Genomic DNA, 20,154 nt, shown 5'->3' with positions numbered 1-20,154 from the left:
CCTAAATTGAAGCTTTTTCTAACGGTGACTTCGGACGAACTAAAAAGTCTATACTCTTGACTATGAATCTAAACAGAAAGTATACCCGTTCTTGGAAATTGTAAAAAGGATAGCGTAAAATGATACCTATAATTAGTAGCATTTCTACAACGTTCCATTTGCCTTGCCAGTAATAAATAGTACGTCGGTAGTCAAGGTTCCGCATCAAATTGACTCTAGCAGGATAATTTATACGCTCTAAAAAGGCATTGACTCCTTGATTAGTTGTTTCCATTGCAGCTTGCCAACTTGCGTGGTCTTCATTGGTGAATGTCTGAGTTAGCTTACTGGCGTGATAATTTTTACCATGTAAGCGATAACTGCCCAATACTTCTTTAAGGTATTTAATATTACCTAAAAAGGCAGTGCAATAGATCAAACAGCCATCAGCCCATAATCGCCAAGTTTTTGTGTCAATTGGCATGACTTTTGTTAAGGCAATGCGACGGTAAGCTAAGGCAGAAGTGGGAGGATAGCACCAAGAGTTTCCTGTATCTAGGATCAATTTTGCTAATTCTATATTGGGAACTCGCCCACGTGTGTAATTTTTGTCTAATAATTTATCTTCGGCATCAATACTTTCTAATAGATGCATGACACCGACTGTATTTGAGTCCTGGAATACCTCAACAATGCGTTGTAATTTATTGGGCTTCCAAACATCGTCAGCATCCAAAAAGGCTATGATATCACCAGTGGCAGCAGCAAATCCAGTGTTAAATGCAGCACCTTGTCCTTGGTTGGCTTGAAAAATACCTTTGACTCGATCTGGCGATCGCTCTTCGTATTGGTTAATTACATCACGACTGTTGTCTTGGGAACCGTCATCGACAACAATGATTTCAAAGTTTTTATAAGTCTGTGCCAAAACCGACTCTATTGCCGCAGGTAGGTAGCGAGCATAGTTATAGTTAGAAATAATTACGGAGACTAACATTTTAGTTGTATAAATTTGAGAGTTAAAGGTTTATAAGTTAGTTAAATTGTCCGCAACCTTTTTAGTAGGATTGCGGCTGATTTTAAACAATCAACACTTAGTTTCGATTTTAAGCCTCATGTATAATGAGGCAGATCAAAACTAACTAGTAGAAGTTCCCTGATTAGATTCGTATTGCGCCTGATGATATTTCCAGAGTTTGCCACGTTGTTCTAGCAAATCTTGATAATTGCCTTGTTCTACAACACGACCGTGTTCTAGCACAACGACTTTATCTGCTTTGGCAATTGTTGAAAGACGGTGAGCGATCGCAATCACTGTTCTACCAACAGAAAGTTTTTCCAGAGATTCCTGAATCAACTTCTCGGTGACGGAATCTAAAGCACTTGTGGCTTCATCTAAGATCAGAATTTGAGGATTGCGTAATAAAGCTCTGGCAATGGCAATTCTCTGTCTTTGTCCTCCAGATAATCGTACACCGCGATCGCCTAATACTGTATCAAAACCTTCGGGCATTTCTTCTATAAATTCAAGTGCATTGGCTAAACGTGCAGCTTCTCGAATTTCTGCTTGAGTTACCCCTGGTGTACCGTAGGCAATATTGTTACGAATAGAGGTGTTAAAAATAAATGTATCTTGACTGACTACAGCCATTTTTCGCCGCCAAGAATCAATCTCAAATTCTCGAACATCAACTCCGTCTACCAAAATCTTTCCTTCTGTGGGATCGTGAAAGCGAGGGATCAAATCAGCTAGAGTTGATTTTCCAGCACCTGTAGATCCAACCAGTGCTGTCATTTTGCCTTTTTCTATAGAAAGGGTGACGTTATGCAATACTAAACTTTCGCGATCGTAGCCAAAATCTACAGATACTATATCAATTGCTCTTTGTAATTCTCGAAACTCAATTTTGCCATTTTGAAAGTAAACTTTATCATCAGGTTTCAGTAAATTTTGAATATTATCTATTGCTCCTCCTTGACTACTGATAAATGCTGTTGTGCCATTGAGATCCTGAATAATTGGAATAATCCGAAACAGCACAAAGAAGAAAGTCAATAATTCACCGATCTGCATGAATTCACTAGTAGTGACAAAAATAATCATGCCAATCATGATCATTGTCGATGAAGCTTCCGCAGCAGGTTTAGGAATATTAGAAATTAAAAAGTTCTTTTTCCATGCTTGGACGACACTTTCACTAGATTGATAAAATCTTTTCCGCTCAAAGTCTTGAGTCGAAGATGCTTGGACTGTGCGGACACCATTAATAAACTCTAAAGCTGTTGAAGTGAATTTACCGTTAGCGATAGAAATACCAAAACTAATTTCTCTAATTCGTTTATTTAGTGTGGAAATACCAACAGCTACAAGACTAAATAATAAAAATGAAACTATTGTTAGCTGCCATGATAAGACAAATAGTGATATAGAATAAATAAGTAAAGTTAAAGTTCTAGTGGTCAGGAAAGCTAAACCTCCAAAAATTTGCCTGACCCTTAAAATTTCAGTTGTGAGAACATCAATTAATTCACCTGATCGCTTTTTGGCAAAATAAACTAAGCTTTGAGCTTGTAATTGTTCAAAAATGCGTTTACATAAATTATCCGCCAAATGGACTTCACAAAACTGGTTGAAAACCTGAGCAGTATAGCTAAGAGATATACGTATGAAAGTAGTGAAGATAATGAGAGCGGATATTCTATATAATCGTTCAGTAGCAGAGGTGTTAACCCCTAAAATCGAGACATCAAACCATTGAATCCCTGTTCTTACAGGCTCGGCATCTGGGCTTGTTAAACTTTGTAAAAAAGCAAGTAAAAAACCTAAACCGAAACCCTCAAAAGTTGCCGCTAAAAACGAGAATACCAAAGCAGCAATTACCAGCCGTCGAAAGTGCTTAAACTCTCTTAAAATGAAGCTGTTGTTTTTCCAAAAACTAGTAGCTTGCAGTAATCTACGGGTAAGTAGAGATATTTTTCGGGGCATAGTTATTTTTTATACAACTTCTGGAGTGTTAGCAAGATAGCATAAAGCAAGTATCAAGCAAGTCATAAATAAAAAACAGGGTCAAACAATTTTAGATTTTAGAAAACGCAATTGAGTCCCAGGATTTATCCGCTTTGTTGTATCATGCTCGGAATTATCGGTTATATGATAGTTTTCATAAAACCTTGGGCTGGAGAACATCAGCGACTTAATTTTGGGTCGTTGACCCCTGTTTTATATGTAGTAATGAATGAGTAGGATGTAATCATCCTACTCTACATAGACCAGCAAATATGTAAATATTACATCTCGAAGCTATTTGCCGAATCCAGAATCAACTGATTAGACTCTGCTTCTTCTATCTGCCATGAACCCACAACTCCAGGTAGTTGATTTAGCTGTTGTTGTTCTTTAGCGCTTAATTCTAGTGCTTCTGTCAATGTCCAGCAACGGGGTCCTGATAAGCTCATTTCACCTCGCACTACATTTAGTAGCAATGGCAGATTGTGCAATCCTGTTTTTCTACTCACTGACGTGGTACGAAATTTAAATCCCCGAAATAACTTGCCTCGTTCGCCAACATGCCACTCTCTGTGTAAAACAGGTTCAGAGGAAGATAAATGCATTGACAATGCTAATACAAATGCGACTGGACTTGTAACTAACAACAACAATAAGGCTACAATCCAATCTATCAGTCCTCTTAAGACTTTCGAGAAAGTACTTTCTGATGTATGGTACTTTTTGCTAGAGTTTACGCGTAAGTATATAGGCTTTGATGCTTGTTCACAGGCATTCGCCCAAAAATTTAGCTTCGCTTCACCTAGTTTTGGATCGATACGAACTAACTTTACTGAAGAACGTTTCAAGCACTCTGCTAATGATTGCTCATTATCTAATACAGGCAGATAGGGTTGCTTTACTTTTCCTAGAGGCTTGACTAACAACTGATCTCGCCGCCATACAAGTGTGCAGTATGGGTGGTGATCGCCTTTGTGTTGTTGAGTTGTAGTGTAGCAGTTGTCTAGTGTTGAGATTATTGAAGTAATCATATGTTTTATACTTATAAGTATGGTAGATTCCTAATCTGATATCAAAAGCTTTTACGCCAAAGAATCTGATCTTCTTTACTTTGTTGTTTTAGAGCCAAACTTGAGTGTGATTTTAGTAAACAAGATAAATTGATAAATTATCGTATAAGTATCTACACATCTTGTTTATTAAATTCCTGACTGAAGAGAGTGATATTTATAATAACTTTAGAGATATTTGTTCTTTTGTTAGATATATCTAAAAACTAGTTAGATTTTTATTTTGATGTTTTTCTCATTTTGTACTTTGATTTTTTGAGTTAATGTGCTTCAATATCTAGGATATAAGAATCAGTAAAAATAGCGGTCGTTCAAATAAATTCTTTATTCACTCTTTAAGGAGCTTGCGTTTTTTACAAAAAAATATTAAGTTACTATGAATTTCCTCTGCTGTAATACCTAGAAATGATTTTTGGTTTACATATATTGGGAAATTCACAGAAATTTAATTATTACGAGCAAATATAATTTCAGCCAAAGAATGTAGAATTTTTTTAGCTTGGATCAAAGGCTCGTTTAAACTTTTGGCTTTGGGAAAAAGGTTTTAAGGGTATGGGGTTGGTAACTGCTTGATAATATTTAGCCATATTTAGGTTAGGTATATGTCTGTAACTGCGAACATCATGCCAAACTGAGCAATCGGTAAGTCTTTTGAAGTTTGATATAGGCAGAACATAAACCGCGATTCGTTCCATCTGCATTCTCTTTGCCTATTTGTAGACAGATATGGATAGATTTTTACAAGCCAAGTTGATTGTATTATTTTATACAAAAAGTTAGCGCTACTTTCATCGGAGTAGCGCTAACTTTTATCTTTGTTTCTCTAATTGACTTTATTCTTCCATTGCTCTTTGCAATGCTAGTGAGTGTTGTTTCGCATAAGGTACATAAGTACTACCAGAATCTGATACTCCATTTGCCACAACACCAATTAGATTTAATCTACTGAGCATAGCTGTAGCTTGTGCCAGTTGAGTCCTTGTCACTCTACCAATGCTAGCTACCATGATCACACTTCGACAAGCTGAAGCTGTGAGTAGGGCATCAACTAAGCCAAGAACTGGAGGAGCATCTACTATTACCAAATCATAACTCTCTTCAAAAGCAGCCATCAGTTCTTCCATGCGAGGGGAACTCAACAAATTAGCTGGATCAGCTGGTGCGGGTCCTGCCGTCAAAATATCTATGTAGGATGAACCTGCCGAAGGAATACTAATTTGATTGGGTAAAGTAGACTCACTCACCAATAAAGTAGAAAGTCCTTGTTCGTTGGGAAGATTGAGTTGTTTGTGCAAGTTGGGAGAGCGTAAGTTAGCATCAATGAGTAACACTCGTTTGTGTAAACGAGCAGCACTCATTGCTAAACCTAAAGCCAAACCTGACTTACCTTCATCAGGTAATGCTGAAGTGACCATTAAAGATTTGAAGGTAGAAACTGAATTTAAAAGTTCAATATTCTTATAAATCAGATCCAGCGATTCCCAACGTGGAGGAGATTGCAAAACTTGAATTGTCCAAGGTGCAAGCACCTCTGGCTTTCCAAATGGTAATTTGAAGACTGATTCTCTAGTTTTGGCAGGTGGTAATTTGGGAGTGCTTCCCAATACAGGTAAAGAAGTCTGCCTTTCTAATTCAGCAGTCGTATGAACAGAATCATCAGATGCGTCACGAATAAAAGCAGCAACACCTCCTAACATCAGCCCAACAACTGCACCCAGCATCAGATTTTGTTTGAGGTCGGGACCCATAAAAATACCCTTACGAGGCGGCTCCACTACCTCCCAGTTAAATCCTCCTTTATCAAGCTCTTGCTGTAACTGTTGTTGTGCTTTTAGCAGTTCTTGCAATCTTTCACGACCAAGTTGGATTTGTGGTTGTAAGCGACTATACTCAGCTAACTTAGCAGGGAAGCTTTTGAGTTCATCGCGTACTTGTTGTTCCTTGTTAGCTAAACTTTGGTCACGAGCTGCCAAAGCTAGTAAATTTGTTTGAGTTTCTACTAACTGACTAGCAAGGGTAAGGTCAATTTGACTCTGCTGTCCTTGGTTGAGGAGACCACCTCCTGGGGAGTTGACATTACTCTGTTGTCCTCCCAAAGTGTTTCCTGCTTCTTGTTGCAATAGCTCCTTCTGTTTTTGGAGTTGTTCTACTAGCTTAATCACACTGGGAGCTTGATCGGTGAAACGTAAACGTTCCTGCGCTAAAGCCAATTGTGTTTTTTGAATTTCGTTGAGTAGTCCTTGGTAACGGGTAGACTGACTCAGACGCGCTTCTACAAGAGCATTCTGTGGAGTACTCTGCAACTGTTGTTGCAAAGATGCGTAACGAGCTCTAGCCTCTTCATATTGAGCGCGAGTTGTACGTCGATCTTGAAGAATAGCATTTAAATTGTCTTCTAGAGATTTTGCCTGTGCTTCTGGGTCAATTAAATTTTGATTTCTGCGGAAGCGCTGCAAGTTTGCTTCTGCTTTATTTACTTCTTCTAGAGTGTCTCTTAACTGTTGCTGTACAACTCTTAGACCTTTTCTTAAACGCTCGGCTTGTTGCTGTCTGTTATATTCCAAATATACTTGTCTGATTGCATTTAGAACTCTTTCTGTTTTATTTGGATCTGTATCGGTATAATCAGCTTGAAATATATTGGTAGCAAGATTGTCTTCTTTTGTTCTTAATTGATTTAATACCAAAGCTCTCTGAATCTGATCGGTTGTTATATCTGGGTACTCAGCCTTGAGTTTATCAACTGCTTTTTGAATAAGCGCCGAACTCTGCATAATATTAAGCTGAGTAGCAGTATCAACAACAACGTTGGAATCAGTAAAATTGCCTCCTGTTGTTGCTTCTTGTGTATTTTGTTTGTAGTTAGGTTCTACTAACAGCTGCATTGAGCTTTTGTATGTTGGTGGTGTTCTTTTCGTGATTAAAGCTGCACCAGCAATACAGGTGACAAATACTACTAAAAACCAAGGAAGTCTGCGGATGAGAACCGCGAAAATTTGCCCATAACCCGGTTCTGTTTCATTAACTGGATTTACATGGGGACTCAGACTGGATTGAATCACGTTTACTATTCCTCAGCTAACAAGTCAAACTAGTGAACTGTTTAAATTACAAGCTTGATCAACAACTTGCTCAACTTTACTAAAGAAAGCTTCCTCTGAAAAGTTTGCCACTGCATGATTACGGATATCTTCGTAATCCCAATGAATTGCTTTGGCTTCTAGTAGAGCTGCTTGAAGAGATTCAGGTGTTTGCCTTTTAAAAAACACTCCAGTTTTTCCGGGTATTTGAGTATCCAATACTCCACCTGCCCCATAGGCAATTACTGGTGTTCCACTAGCATTAGCCTCTACTGGAACTAATCCATAGTCTTCTAGAGCGGCTACTATGATAGATTTAGCTTTAGCGAATAATTGCGTACGTTGGCTATCTGTGACGTGTCCGAGAAACTCTACATTGCTAAGAGCTTTTGATTGTAATCGTTCTCGCTCTGGACCATTCCCTGATATTAATAATCGCCATCCCAGCCAATTAAAAGCTTCCACTATTATATCAAGACGTTTGTAGCTAATCATCCGAGCCGAAGCTAGATAATAATCTTCTTTAGATTTTGTGAAAACAAACTTACTAGTATCAATAGGATAATTAATAACAATAGCTTTTTTACCGTAAGTAGTTTGAATACGACGAGCTACAACGCTGGAATTTGCTATGTAAAGGTCTGGTTCTTGTGCATATGCAAGATCTACCTTTCTCATCACTTGAAACACTTGCTCGATTAGAGGAGCAAAATATCTATAATCTCCGTACTCTCGTAAATATGTTTCTGTATCCCATAAAAACCGAGTAATGTTATGACAAAAGCAAATATGCTTGGCTGAAGGATTTTTCCGTACTGCTTTAGCAAAACTTGTGCTACTGCTAATAATCAAATCATATTCCTGTAAGTCTAAAGCACGAAAGGCTGGAAAATAAAAAGGGGCCATCAGGCGAAAATATTTTGCAGCACCAGGAATATTTTGCAAAAAAGTTGTGTTGACAATCCGTTCACCCAAGTCGATTGTTTGCTGGGGGTCATACAAAGAGGTATATATATCTGCTTGAGGGTAGCGTTTACAAAGCAATTCAAAGACTCTTTCGGCGCCGCCTCGCTGGGTTAAGTAATCATGTACTAAAGCTACTTTCATAATTCTTTGTAAATTGACTCTATATAACGGCAGTAATCAAAAAATTAATTATTAACACCATACTCACGCTTTGTTGTTTATAGACACGTCTTTAATACAATCTGTAAACAGGAAAATCCTGAAATATTTTTTAATTTTTCAAAAACTTCTCTGTGAATTCCGATTTTTGTAAATTTATGATGAAGTGTTGCAGACTGCACAAACAATAAGCTATTGGTTTGTTAAGGGTTTGTATGACTTAATCTCTGAATCCAAACAATAGACCCATCCTACTTGTCTACAAAATAAAGATATATGATGGTTTTTACCTGTATTGTTACTTATTGAGCAATTCGATAAATTTTTCAATAAGTTTATTGCTGATTTGTCAACTAACCTGAGTGGTAATTTGTTAATATTTGGCATCAGTGATTTATTAATTAGCGTTTTTAGCGTTTTTAACGCGCTCATATCAAAATTTTCCTTGAAAATAGAGCAAAAGTTTAGTAATATATGATCTCGTTTACGAAAAATTTAATTTTTGGAAGCAAGTAATTACGAGATACCCCAATTTACACTATCCTGAATAGCGTATTCACTAAGGATACATGCGTTCATTATAAATTTTTATTATTTTCGCAGATATTTCATTAAACTGTAAATTTAAGAAATCTCATCAAGTACTCGATAAGTGGTAAAATTTTGAAACGCCCATATAGTTATGCGATCGCAAAGCGGCAAATGAGATCAGTCTTTTCTCTTGAACCGAACCACAGGAGAAAATTAAAACATATTCATTCTTATGGGTAAAATTAGGCAAGTTTAGCTCACCTCGCATTTTGAGTACAACAGTCAGTTATCAGTTAGTGATTTTTCATATCAACAATGTCTAAATTTATACTTGTTGCGAAGAATCCAATAAATATTCAATATACCACTTTTTTAATTAAGACAGCGAGTATATAAAAAAACTAGTTACTCATACCTTTATTCAGCCTATAGTAAATTAATTTTTTGAAAAGGTTAAAGGCGAAGGGAGAAAGGATAAATATCTATCGCTTTCTCCCTTCACTAAAAAATAGCGGTGCTATACCTATATGGTACTTGACATAATTACCCAACAGCTGTCAAGGTTTTAGAAGAAGCGAAATAAGCGTTTTGTTCAGCTCTGAGTTGATCGCAAAGTCTACCATCTGGTAGTTCCACATCATCGTAGGTAAGAACTTGATCCTTAGAAATATCTCGTTTCAGACGACACCCTTCAGCTAAACCCATTGGCAAGAGATTTTGCTCTTGGACTATGTTAGAGTTTTCACACTGTCCGTAGGTCATGTAGTAGCCAATGCCATCCAAAGTTTCTCCTGCTTTCAAGTCAATTTTGGCAGTGGTGACAACATCAACAATGGGAGCATCCAAGGGAGTCAACACACAATCTTGGAATAGAACTGCGCGAGCCACTGATAATGGCACTTCAAAATGGCAGAGGTGGTAAGGAGTATAAAAGCTATACAGTGGCCCTTCACCTAACTTGTACAAATTGAGGTAATGTTGTTGCTTGGGATCATCGTGAGTACCAAAGACAAATACTCCTGGTCCTGGTTTAGCACCAACTACATAATCTACAATACCGCCGAGTTCTTTAAGTTGGTCAACGTCATACATTTTGGTCATTTCATCAACGTGACCATTAAAGTCATATCCCAGCATTCCCCGCTTGGCAATCTTCATACCTGTACCATTGGCAACGATCGCCTGCTCGAAAGAAATTTTTGTACCGTCGGCGAAGCTAGTGACCATATGCGCTTTTTGTCCCCAGCGCTTGGCAAATGCTTCTTGGGTGGTGGGATTACGATATGGATCTTGTAAACCTTTAATATTACCACACAATAGAGGAGTTAAACCAATACTTTTCACAAAGCGGTAGAGGTTCATTTGTACCCCTGGCTGATCACCATCGCAGGCGGAAAGAATCACACCAGCTTTGTCAGCGTACACTTTCAAAATAGAACCGATGGTGCCATCAAGTTCAGCATTCATCATAATCACGTGCTTGCGATGGGCGATCGCTTCGGTGATCACATGAGCGCCAAATTCCACAGCACCAGTAACTTCTATTAAGGCATCAATCCCTTCTGCACGGCAAAGTAACATCGCATCTTCGGTGACAGCATAACCCCCACTGGCGATCGCAGCTTCTAATTCAGTCACAGTCTTCGCGACTTGAAAATTTTCAATCCCCGCTTCTGAATAAGCTCGTTTTGCTGCATCAACATTGCGGTTAGAAATCGCTACTAACTCCATACCAGGAACAGAGTTAGCAATTTGATTAGCAATTCCGCGACCCATAAAGCCTGCACCAATCATACCGACTTTTACGGGGTTGCCTGCTTCCGCACGAGCAGCTAAAGCGCTATCAACAATAATCATTTACCTACAACTCCTACTTTGTTATCTTTTAAATACATACGCGAAATCTATCTGTATCTATCTGTGTGTGTCGGTGATCGATAGGTAAAAAATGATTTTTCTCCTACTTTGAATCCACACCAAATATAATTTTTGTTATTTAGAACCACCAACAGTCATCATTGACATTAAAGGCCAATTCAAATCTTTTTCAGAAATTTCTGTCACTTCTAAAGGCCATTTGATGTTAAAGAAAGGATCGTTATAGCGTAGACCTCTTTCATAACCTGGAGTGTAGAACTCACCAACTTGATATGTGACTTCTGCTCTATCGGTGAGTGCTTGATACCCATGAGCAAACATTTCTGGTACATATAAAGCTCGATGATTTTCGGCGCTTAGTTCTACACCAAAATGTTGTAAAAATGTGGGAGATTCGGGACGCATATCAATAATGACATCATAGATAGCGCCTTGAATACAACGAATTAACTTTGTTTCTGCGGCTGGGGGAACTTGATAATGCATTCCCCGCAAGGTTCCCTTTTTATGATTGAAAGAAAGATTGCATTGAGCAACAGTTGGCTTTAAACCATGTGCTTCAAATTCTTGAGCACAGAAAGTACGAGCAAAAAAACCACGATGATCATGCTTTTCTTCTAAATCAATAATGTATGCGTCTTTCAGTTCTGTTTTGGTGAAAATCATGATTAACCTCCTTAAATCAATATTTAGGACGAGAAATAAAAAATTTTCCGTCAGAAAATTAGTTGGTATTTACTGACATACAAGTTTGTTTTTCAGAAATAATCATATCTGTTTCCAGCACCTGATTATATAAATTTATGAATTTTTTGACATATAAATCTAAAGAATATTCCTCGACTGCTATTTGGCGACATTGTTGACTCATAGAACTTCGGAGATTGTTATCTTCCAACAACTGTACAATGCAATTGGTAAGTTCTTCCACATTCTCAGCTTCTGCAAGAAGTCCTGTGATCCCAGGGCGAACTAAATCAGGAACACCACCAACATTGAAGCTGACCATTGGAGTACCACAAGCCATGCTTTCATACAAAACTAAAGGCGAATTGTCAGCGCGAGTTGGACAAACAAACAAATCAGCCACAGAATAAAGAATAGCTTTAAAACTTTCGCTAGAGATAAAACCCATGTTAATAGTTTGTATGCCAATATTTTGAGAGAATCCGTCACCCCCACCAATTGTCAAAAGCAAAATTTCAGACTTTAAAGATTCTGGTAGCTTTTCTAGAGCCTTTAAAAGTAAATCACCACCCTTGCGATTGTCTTTGACACTAAGTGCGTTGAACATTAAAACTTTTTTCTTGTTGGGAATTCCTAATACAGAACGACAATGTTCTGAATTGATCGGATGATAAACTTCAGTATCAAGCCCATAGGGAATATGATGAAGAGGAAAGCGGTTAAGCATACTTTCCTGAGCAAGACTGTACATCCATTTACTAGGAACCGCAATGTGGAAATTTGAATGCTTGTAAACCCAATCTTTCAGCTTCCATTCCAAACGGGTGTTATCTCTTTTTATGTAACCTGGAACTTCAAGATCTGGACATTGACCGCAGCCAATTTTCCAGCGATCGCACTCATAGCTGTAGTGACAATGTCCAGTGAATGCCCACATATCATGCATGTAATAAACGATGGGCTTTTCTTTAGTTATATCAGGAAATGAGAGATAGCTGATAAACTTATCATGAATGCAATGTAATGTAATTACATCTGCTTCGCAATAAGCAAAATCTTTTTTCATATCGAGAGTAGTAAATACTCTAGAAACTTCATTTAATCCAAGTTCAAATTCAAGTTTCATCAAAATAGTTTCAATAATTCTTGTTGGCAGAGAACGTTCTAACTTAATAGTTTCTGAAGTTCCTAGCTGTTTAAACAAGCATAATATCTTTGATTCAAAACCATTTTTTATCATACCACTGTGGAGTCGGTACATGGAAATTCCAGCTCCTCCTGTTATGGCATGATCACTCAAATTAATCTGTAGGATTTTCATAAAATAAAACTCAGAGGACTAACTAGATTATAGAAGTTTTGTCATGATTTTTATTTCTTCAAACTTAAAAGTTATTTTTTTCTTAAGTCAATCAAACACGTTCTGATAAATCTGGCATTTTTAGTTGAAAACACCAGATTCAACAATTAATTTTGCGAATTCGTACAATTTTAAAACCTTAGATAGCGTGGGCTTGCAAAGCTTATTACTAATCTATAGCTCAACAAGATATGTACGAATTGTTAATAGTCAGCAATTTATTCATAATTCATTATCATTATTATTAATGACTGCCACTTCTTTTTCTCTAGCAGGTATAACGACTTCCACAGCAGAGATACTGACTAAGCTTAAATAGGGAAGAATCGTAGTCATTGCTAGAACAGGCCATCTTCTCAATGCTCCTAAAAAAACTCTCCAGTTATTTTTTAAAAAATGCTTTAAAACCAATTTCCGACAAAACAAATTAGAGTATCCTGCCTCCATTAATTTCACATAAAGGAAAGGTAAATCAATATATTGCATTTTTAGAAGTGTTTTTGGTTCACGCATCCAGTGACTACTACCGAAAGAACTTTCAACATAGGTTTCTTTGGTGATTTTTACACTTCCATGAGCAGCGCAATACGCAGTCCAAAAGACTTGTGCCTCCATATTTTTCACACCTGTTGACCATTTTTTCACAGCGTGCTGTACCAAATCTTTTCTATAGACTTGTGCAGTCATAAAGCCAACTCCAGAGTGATTTTCTTGGATACAGCGTTGAAACACAGCCTTACCATCAGAACATACTTGTTCATTCTCAATTTGATAGCAACGTTGATAGATTAAATTGCCAGTAGGTTCATGACGGCAAGAAAAATTAAGAATTAATAATGATAACTCTGGATGCTCTTTAATGTTTTTGACTACGTAAGCAAGTGTTCTTTCCTGTATAGGATCGTCATCCCCTATTGTCCAGATATATTTACTTTGCGCTGTTTCTATACAATAAGCAATGTTCCTCATCACGCCAAGATTTTCACTATTTCTATTGGCATGAAATTTAGTGTTTTGAAAACTCGGAAACCATTTCTGAATAACTTCTTGTGTATTATCTGTTGAACAGTTATCAGAAACGATTATTTCACATTCAGACTCAAAACCATCAATTGCTTTAGCTAACCAAGCCAGTTGCTGATCAAGTAAGTGTCCACGGTTATAAGTAGGAATTGCTATTGTCAGTAGTGTATCCATATTTGTTTGTTATCGATGAGGTATAGCCTTTACCATGCGATTCTTGAGAGACACACCGAGTCTGAAATTTATACAAAAAAATGATTGGCAAAATTGCAGATTCATCAAAGCTAATTAATTCTGAATCTGCAAGAAATGTATCTTGCCAATCAAATTATCTAGTTAATATTTAGCCCAGAAGAAATCTTTGTCAATTTGCTGTGTACGAATCAAATATTCTAGTTGCTTCAAGCGAGTAAAACCTCTAGATAAGAAGACTTCCTCACTCATGTCAATTTTGGTAAACAAATCAAATAATTGTTTAGCACCTAGTTGTGCATTCCAATCACACTTAAAGCCGGGTAAGATGGTATTAATTTTCTCAAAAGAGACTCGATAACTACGGTTGTCTGATCCTTGTTGACCAAAACTTAATTGACATCCAGGAAAAGCATCCGCAATAATTTCAGCAATTTCTCTAACTCGATAATTATTGGCGGTGTCGCCGACATTAAAAATTTGATTGTGTATAATATCGCGAGGAGCTTCAAGGGTGCAGACAATAGCCTTACAAATATCTAGCGCATGAACTAGCGGACGCCAAGGTGTACCATCGCTTGTCATTTTGATTTCTTTAGTAGTCCATGCTAAACCTGACAAGTTATTTAAAACAATATCAAAGCGCATTCTCGGAGAAGCACCAAAAGCAGTAGCATTTCGCATAAAGGTAGGAGAGAAGTCATCATCAGCAAGTGGTTTGACATCTCGCTCTACTAATGTTTTACATTCTGCATAAGCTGTCTGAGGATTAACAGCAGATTCTTCGGTGACGTCTCCTTCAGTTGCGACGCCATAAACACTACAAGAAGACATGTAGACAAATCGACGTACATCTGCTTCTTTTGCTAGTTTCGCAAGACGGACTGAACCTTTGTGGTTAATATCATATGTAATATTAGGTGCAAGTTGTCCAGTTGGGTCATTAGACAGTTCCGCCATATGGACTATTGCTTCAACACCTTGCAAGTCTTCGGAGGTAATGTGACGAATATCTTTGTTAAGGGTTTTAGCTGTAAATTCAGTACCGTTGTATAACCAACCTACTTTATAAAATCCAGTATCTACACCAATAACTTCATGACCTCTTTGAATCAACAAAGGAGGTAATAATGAGCCAAGATAACCTTCTGTTCCTGTGACGAGAATCTTCATTTCTAAAAGTCCTTTGTGTTGATAGATTAATTTTGATTTCGTTTACACATAAATTGAGCAAATTACACTATTACCGCTTCTTTGGAAGTAGGGAATATGTTCGTTGATAGCTGCTTGAGTACTTGTTTGTCAATAAAGTTTGTAGTCAGGACTACTATACGAGTTTTACGAAGTAGTACACCCGAATTTCTCAACACGCTTAGTGCTGACTACAAACCCTCAAAACTCACTTGACATTTCAAGTAACTCGGACAACACCCTTAACTCTGATTCCACCCTCACACCAACAATCCATTTTGTAGTTAGGCGACTGTGGTTTGCAGATGCTGTGGTTGGGGAATTTGAGCAACTATGGCTTTACCAATTTCAATAGAGGAAGTGGCTGCTGGAGAAGGTGCATTGCATACATGAACTGTATTTTGACCATGAATAATCAAAAAGTCATCTACCAATTTACCGTCCTTCATCAATGCTTGAGCGCGAACTCCTGCATGGGTAGGAATTAAATCTTCTGATTGCACTTCTGGAATTAGTTTTTGCAAACTTTTGGTAAAGGCTGCTTTACTAAAGGAACGAATTATTTCTTTGATTCCTTCGTCTGCGTGTTTAGCTGCTAGCTTCCAAAAGCCAGGATAGGTCATTACTTCAGCAAAATCACGTAAGTCAAAGTCAGTCTTTTTATAACCTTCCCGTTTCAGACTCAAAACTGCGTTCGGTCCAGCGTGGACACTACCATCAATCATCCGGGTGAAATGAACGCCTAAGAAGGGAAAGTCAGGATTGGGAACTGGATAGATCAAACCTTTGACGAGAGAGCGTTTTTCTGGAACTAGCTCGTAGTATTCTCCCCGGAAAGGTACAATTTTTGCTTGGGGATCTACTTTACCTAATTTAGCAATGCGATCGCTATGTAAACCAGCACAGTTAACTACATAACGAGTTTCAAAACTCCCGTTATTTGTCTCTAATACCTGACGATTACCACTGGGAACTATTTTTTCAACTTTTGTGTTGAGTTGTAATTCTCCTCCTTGTTGAGTAATTATCTCCGCATACTTGAGACAAACTTGCTTGTAATTAGCAATACCTGTTGAATATACATAAATTCCACCTACACTGGTAACGTGAGGTTCAAATTCTTTGACTTCCTCTGGAGTAATTCTCTTGACTTTGATATCATTGTCTAAACCACGCTTATACAGATTTTCTAAGCCTGGTAATTCGCTTTCATCGGTAGCAACTATTACCTTACCACAAACTTCATAATCAATCCCATGCTCTTGACAGAATTCTACCATTGACTGGCAACCATCACGGCAGAATTTTGCTTTGAAACTCCCTGGCTTATAGTAGATACCAGAGTGAATCACACCACTATTATTGCCAGTTTGATGAAAAGCCCATTGACTTTCCTTTTCCAGAACTAAAATCTTCGCATTGGGATAGGTTTTACCTAAGGCCATAGCGGTGGAAAGACCAACAATACCTCCACCTATAATTGCAAAATCGTACATCGGTTTTATTGCCTCTGTCACCAGTAAGTAATTATGAATTGGTTTCTCATAAATATAGTTTTGAGAATCCCTACCATACTTTCCAAGGCGCTTTATCCTTTTTCCATAAATCTTCTAAATAATTTTTATCTCTGAGAGTATCCATTGGTTGCCAAAAACCGTCATGTTTAAAAGCAGACAACTGTTCCATCCCAGCCAGCTTTTCTAATGGTTCTTTTTCCCAGACAGTAGAATCATCAGCAATAAAGTTGATGACTTCTGGTTCTAAAATAAAAAAGCCGCCATTAATCCAAGCGCCATCTCCTTCAGGTTTTTCATGAAAACTACTGATTTTGGTTTGTTCACCTCCCAAGATAATTGCACCAAAGCGTCCGGGTGGTTGCACAGCAGTGAGTGTTCCTAATGTTTTTTGTTCCTTGTGGAATTTAATGAGTTCGGTGACATTTACGTTACTTACACCATCACCATAGGTGAAGCAAAAACTTTCATTCCCGATATGTTCTCTGACTCGCTTTAATCTACCACCAGTCATGGTGTTGTCACCTGTATTGACCAGAGTGACACGCCAAGGTTCAGCATTACCTAAATGTACATTCATTTGATTAAAACGCATGTCAAACGTCACATCTGACATGTGTAAAAAATAATTAGCAAAGTATTCTTTAATTACATATCCTTTATAACCACAACAGATAATAAAATCATTAATTCCATGGGCAGAATAAATTTTCATTATGTGCCACAATATTGGTTTACCACCAATCTCCACCATGGGCTTCGGTTTGACACTGGTTTCTTCGCTAATGCGTGTACCTAGTCCTCCAGCCAAAATCACTGCTTTCATGCAATAGCCTCTAAAAGTTTTAGGTAGATAAATTTATATAGATACGCAGATTCAAATGTTTGACACTATGACAAAACACTGTTTATTGTTATTTTTCTCAGTATACAATCTAACCGTATTTTTCTATAACAGTGTGAAGACCAGGTAAATTAACTGCTTATATGTGTAAAAAAATTGAAAAGCTAGCAGCAATCAGAGTAATAAAGTTTTTGAATAAAATAAGAATCAAAACAGAAAATATATAGCATAAAGCAGTGCAAATAAATATCTATTTGAAGAGGTTATATAGCCAAAATAATAACTGTTTATAAGCAGCCCTTTCAAAGTGCAAATCTGGCAAATGGAAATTTTTTGGTGTCTTAGTGTCTACGTGTTTCAATAATTATTTTTTCACAACTTAGATCATAGCTGCCGTTTGCGTCGAAAAGTTTTTGCTCTCTCCAAATCAAATCAGCAGCTATTTGATAGTTATTTTTAAGTTGTTCTTAACGAGATTGTTGTGAAAAGCTGGCATTTTGGAACATAGTGTCACATTTATTTTCCACAACTATGCAAATACTGCTTAATGCTTGTTGATAACTTTCTTGATCATCTTGCTCAAGAGAAATTTTAGCAGCCATTTGCAAATCTTTTACTGATTTACTCTGATTGGTGCGAGATTCGTTACCACCATATTGAGCAAGTTCATGGTAAACAATTCCTCGCTTCAGATAAACTTTTGACAATCGTGGATTGATATTTAATGCTCTGCTAAAGTCACCAATTGCTTTGGTATATTCTTGTTCAAAATTGCTACTATATTGGGCTATTTGATAGCGGACAAGGCCCAATTGATAGTGAGCTTCTGATCTGGATGGACTAAGATTGATTGCTTCATGAAAATCAGCGATCGCTTGTTGATAATCTACCTGAGAGTCTCCGCTATATTTAGCCATTTGAGCGCGAACAATACCCCTTCTGATATAAGCTTCTACTTCGTTGGGGTTTAAACGCAGGGCAGTATTCAAATCAGCAAGAGCTAAATTATAGTTTTTATCTTGGTCAGTGCTATATTCAGCTTGCATGTAATAGACATTGCCACGATTGACATATGCTTTTACTTCTTTTGGGTTGATTTTTATTGCTTGATTATAATCAGTGATCGCGGCGTCGTAATCTTTGAGATTATAGTGAGAATTGCCCCGATTTACATAGGCTTTAGGGTTTTCAGGTTGTCGCTTAATTGCAAAGGTAAAGTTCTCAATTGCTTGCTCATAATTTTTGACTTTGTAAGCAGCATGACCTTGTTTGTAATAATCTGCAAAACTCAGATTCAGATTATGGTCACGAGATTCAATTAAACTCTGTTGAGCTAAAGAATCTTTGCGTAGATAGCTACTGGTTAGATTCTTAGTTAAGTCCAGATAGAAAAACGTACCAATACCAAGCAAGGCAAAAATCACAGAATACAATCCAGACCTATTAGAGCGTCTATAAATACTAACCTGACGTGGGGCTATGGGAGTGTAATAGCTATTTTGGTGGAAGGAAACAGTTGCGGGTTGTGGAAAACGGCGAGTTTGGGTAGAACGCCTTCTCGTGGAAATACGAGGTTTGAGGTGTTCTCTTGTAGCTATTACCTGTGGAGATGGGAAGGGATCGCGCCCTCCTAATCGAAGACTACGTTCGCACCAGGGACAAATTTCTAGGTGGCTGCTGTAACGGTGTTGTGCATTAGTGCTACAGCCTATCAAAGCATCTTCAGCTTCTGCCAAAGCCAATACCCAACTTTGAGCGCTAGGACGCAACAGAGGGTTGCTATGACCATCTTCAAAACAACGTAAAAATAGTTCCTGCAAGCTGGGGTGGAGAATTTTCCAAGGAGGAGCTATTGGTGTAGGAACATAAGGTACGCTGCGGTTTTGACTATATGTAAAATGACCCGCTGCGATGCGTGCTTCGTAGGGTGGTGGTTCACCTGCACCTTGGAAGATACCAGAAAACGGATGAGTACCTTCCATCAACAGTTGGAAGATGAGGACTGCTAAACCGAATAAGTCATGGGGTACAGCGCGATCGCACTTGGCAAAGGTTTTATTCTGTAGTTCTGGTGGGGTAAATTCTGGTTTCCCAACCGGACAACGATAAACAAAATCATTGTCAGGATCGCGTACTTGGAATGAGTCTGTGTCTACGACTGTAACTAAGGCTGTGTCGCTCACAAGAATATTGGACTCATTCACATCACCTACACAATAGCCACTGGCGTGTAAAGCTGCAAAGGCTGCTGCTAAGTTGCGAGCAGTGCGGAGCAGATATTGATAGCTAAATAAAGGACAATGTTGTCGCCGGGTTCTGGGGTTGTAAAAGTCGATAATCGGACGCATTCCCCGAATCCGAGGCATTAAAAAGCCAACGATGCGATCGCTGCCATCTGCTGCTCGCAAAAGTTCTGTTGGCCAAGCAATGGAAATGTGTCCTAAACTAGCCGTTGGGTTCTCTGGGGGGTGAGTGAGCATCACTTCCAGTTTTCGTGCCTGTACCTCAGATGGTTTGTGATAAACCTTGGCGACTGCACTCGCATCTGTTGGCACTGTGTAAATACAAGCTTCACCGCCACGTCCTAAACTGACAGAGAGGTTAAGGTGAGAAATTTGTTGGTTGGGAAGACAACGTAGTACCTGCATGATATATTTAATGTTAGGGAAGGTG

The 20,154-nt window shown here is 38.0% G+C and carries 14 protein-coding genes; all 14 read right to left on the bottom strand.

What is annotated here, in order from left to right; all coding sequences use genetic code 11:
• Position 1 precedes the first annotated feature (1 nt).
• The 14 genes from AC5JMK_RS14455 to AC5JMK_RS14390 all read right to left on the bottom strand — a co-directional run bounded on the left by AC5JMK_RS14455 (position 2) and on the right by AC5JMK_RS14390 (position 20,129).
• On the bottom strand, positions 2–976 hold the full coding sequence (locus tag AC5JMK_RS14455; protein ID WP_096677208.1) for a glycosyltransferase family 2 protein: 975 nt from the start codon (positions 974–976) through the stop codon (positions 2–4).
• A 141-nt stretch (positions 977–1,117) separates the two neighbouring features.
• Positions 1,118–2,965: a heterocyst formation ABC transporter subunit HepA gene (gene hepA, locus AC5JMK_RS14450; protein WP_096677207.1), complete on the bottom strand. Its 1,848-nt coding sequence runs from the start codon at positions 2,963–2,965 to the stop codon at positions 1,118–1,120.
• A gap of 302 nt (positions 2,966–3,267) precedes the next feature.
• The gene (gene hepC, locus AC5JMK_RS14445) at positions 3,268–4,017 is read right to left on the bottom strand and encodes a heterocyst development glycosyltransferase HepC (protein ID WP_495910412.1); all 750 of its coding nucleotides are present in this window, start codon (positions 4,015–4,017) and stop codon (positions 3,268–3,270) included.
• Between the two features lie 533 nt (positions 4,018–4,550).
• Positions 4,551–4,751, bottom strand: a complete 201-nt coding sequence (locus AC5JMK_RS14440) for a hypothetical protein (RefSeq protein WP_495910411.1) — start codon at positions 4,749–4,751, stop codon at positions 4,551–4,553.
• Between the two features lie 138 nt (positions 4,752–4,889).
• Positions 4,890–7,118 carry a GumC family protein gene (locus AC5JMK_RS14435; protein ID WP_096677205.1) on the bottom strand — a complete coding sequence of 743 codons (2,229 nt, stop codon included), beginning with the start codon at positions 7,116–7,118 and terminating at the stop codon, positions 4,890–4,892.
• Positions 7,119–7,142: 24 nt separating this feature from the next.
• Complete coding sequence (locus AC5JMK_RS14430; RefSeq protein ID WP_096677204.1) at positions 7,143–8,243, bottom strand: glycosyltransferase; 1,101 nt, start codon at positions 8,241–8,243, stop codon at positions 7,143–7,145.
• 1,092 nt (positions 8,244–9,335) lie between these two features.
• Positions 9,336–10,649, bottom strand: coding sequence for an NAD(P)H-dependent oxidoreductase (locus AC5JMK_RS14425; RefSeq protein WP_096677203.1), 1,314 nt, complete (start codon positions 10,647–10,649; stop codon positions 9,336–9,338).
• 135 nt (positions 10,650–10,784) lie between these two features.
• Entirely contained in the window at positions 10,785–11,336 is a 552-nt protein-coding gene (gene rfbC, locus AC5JMK_RS14420; RefSeq protein WP_096677202.1) for a dTDP-4-dehydrorhamnose 3,5-epimerase, read from the bottom strand.
• 58 nt (positions 11,337–11,394) lie between these two features.
• Positions 11,395–12,678 (bottom strand): glycosyltransferase family 4 protein, encoded by a 1,284-nt coding sequence (locus AC5JMK_RS14415; RefSeq protein ID WP_495910410.1) that lies wholly within the window; start codon positions 12,676–12,678, stop codon positions 11,395–11,397.
• Positions 12,679–12,939: 261 nt separating this feature from the next.
• Positions 12,940–13,914, bottom strand: coding sequence for a glycosyltransferase family 2 protein (locus tag AC5JMK_RS14410; protein ID WP_096677199.1), 975 nt, complete (start codon positions 13,912–13,914; stop codon positions 12,940–12,942).
• A gap of 162 nt (positions 13,915–14,076) precedes the next feature.
• The gene (locus AC5JMK_RS14405; protein ID WP_096677198.1) at positions 14,077–15,105 is read right to left on the bottom strand and encodes an NAD-dependent epimerase/dehydratase family protein; all 1,029 of its coding nucleotides are present in this window, start codon (positions 15,103–15,105) and stop codon (positions 14,077–14,079) included.
• Between the two features lie 302 nt (positions 15,106–15,407).
• Entirely contained in the window at positions 15,408–16,619 is a 1,212-nt protein-coding gene (gene lhgO, locus AC5JMK_RS14400; RefSeq protein WP_495910409.1) for an L-2-hydroxyglutarate oxidase, read from the bottom strand.
• Positions 16,620–16,689: 70 nt separating this feature from the next.
• Positions 16,690–17,463 (bottom strand): glucose-1-phosphate cytidylyltransferase, encoded by a 774-nt coding sequence (rfbF, locus tag AC5JMK_RS14395; RefSeq protein ID WP_096677196.1) that lies wholly within the window; start codon positions 17,461–17,463, stop codon positions 16,690–16,692.
• A gap of 485 nt (positions 17,464–17,948) precedes the next feature.
• The gene (locus tag AC5JMK_RS14390) at positions 17,949–20,129 is read right to left on the bottom strand and encodes a tetratricopeptide repeat protein (RefSeq protein WP_096677195.1); all 2,181 of its coding nucleotides are present in this window, start codon (positions 20,127–20,129) and stop codon (positions 17,949–17,951) included.
• Positions 20,130–20,154 lie beyond the last annotated feature (25 nt).

The organism is Pelatocladus sp., from assembly GCF_059505505.1.
The sequence above is the reverse complement of the archived record's forward strand: the minus strand, read 5'-3'. Positions and strand labels throughout refer to the sequence as shown.

Coding starts and splice junctions, on each gene's coding strand:
- AC5JMK_RS14425 (WP_096677203.1), bottom strand. CDS start 10,649: ATGATTATTGTTGATAGCGCTTTAGCTGCTCGTGCGGAAGCAGGCAAC.
- hepA (WP_096677207.1), bottom strand. CDS start 2,965: ATGCCCCGAAAAATATCTCTACTTACCCGTAGATTACTGCAAGCTACT.
- AC5JMK_RS14415 (WP_495910410.1), bottom strand. CDS start 12,678: ATGAAAATCCTACAGATTAATTTGAGTGATCATGCCATAACAGGAGGA.
- AC5JMK_RS14455 (WP_096677208.1), bottom strand. CDS start 976: ATGTTAGTCTCCGTAATTATTTCTAACTATAACTATGCTCGCTACCTA.
- AC5JMK_RS14390 (WP_096677195.1), bottom strand. CDS start 20,129: ATGCAGGTACTACGTTGTCTTCCCAACCAACAAATTTCTCACCTTAAC.
- rfbC (WP_096677202.1), bottom strand. CDS start 11,336: ATGATTTTCACCAAAACAGAACTGAAAGACGCATACATTATTGATTTA.
- AC5JMK_RS14430 (WP_096677204.1), bottom strand. CDS start 8,243: ATGAAAGTAGCTTTAGTACATGATTACTTAACCCAGCGAGGCGGCGCC.
- rfbF (WP_096677196.1), bottom strand. CDS start 17,463: ATGAAAGCAGTGATTTTGGCTGGAGGACTAGGTACACGCATTAGCGAA.
- AC5JMK_RS14410 (WP_096677199.1), bottom strand. CDS start 13,914: ATGGATACACTACTGACAATAGCAATTCCTACTTATAACCGTGGACAC.
- AC5JMK_RS14405 (WP_096677198.1), bottom strand. CDS start 15,105: ATGAAGATTCTCGTCACAGGAACAGAAGGTTATCTTGGCTCATTATTA.
- AC5JMK_RS14440 (WP_495910411.1), bottom strand. CDS start 4,751: ATGGAACGAATCGCGGTTTATGTTCTGCCTATATCAAACTTCAAAAGA.
- lhgO (WP_495910409.1), bottom strand. CDS start 16,619: ATGTACGATTTTGCAATTATAGGTGGAGGTATTGTTGGTCTTTCCACC.
- hepC (WP_495910412.1), bottom strand. CDS start 4,017: ATGATTACTTCAATAATCTCAACACTAGACAACTGCTACACTACAACT.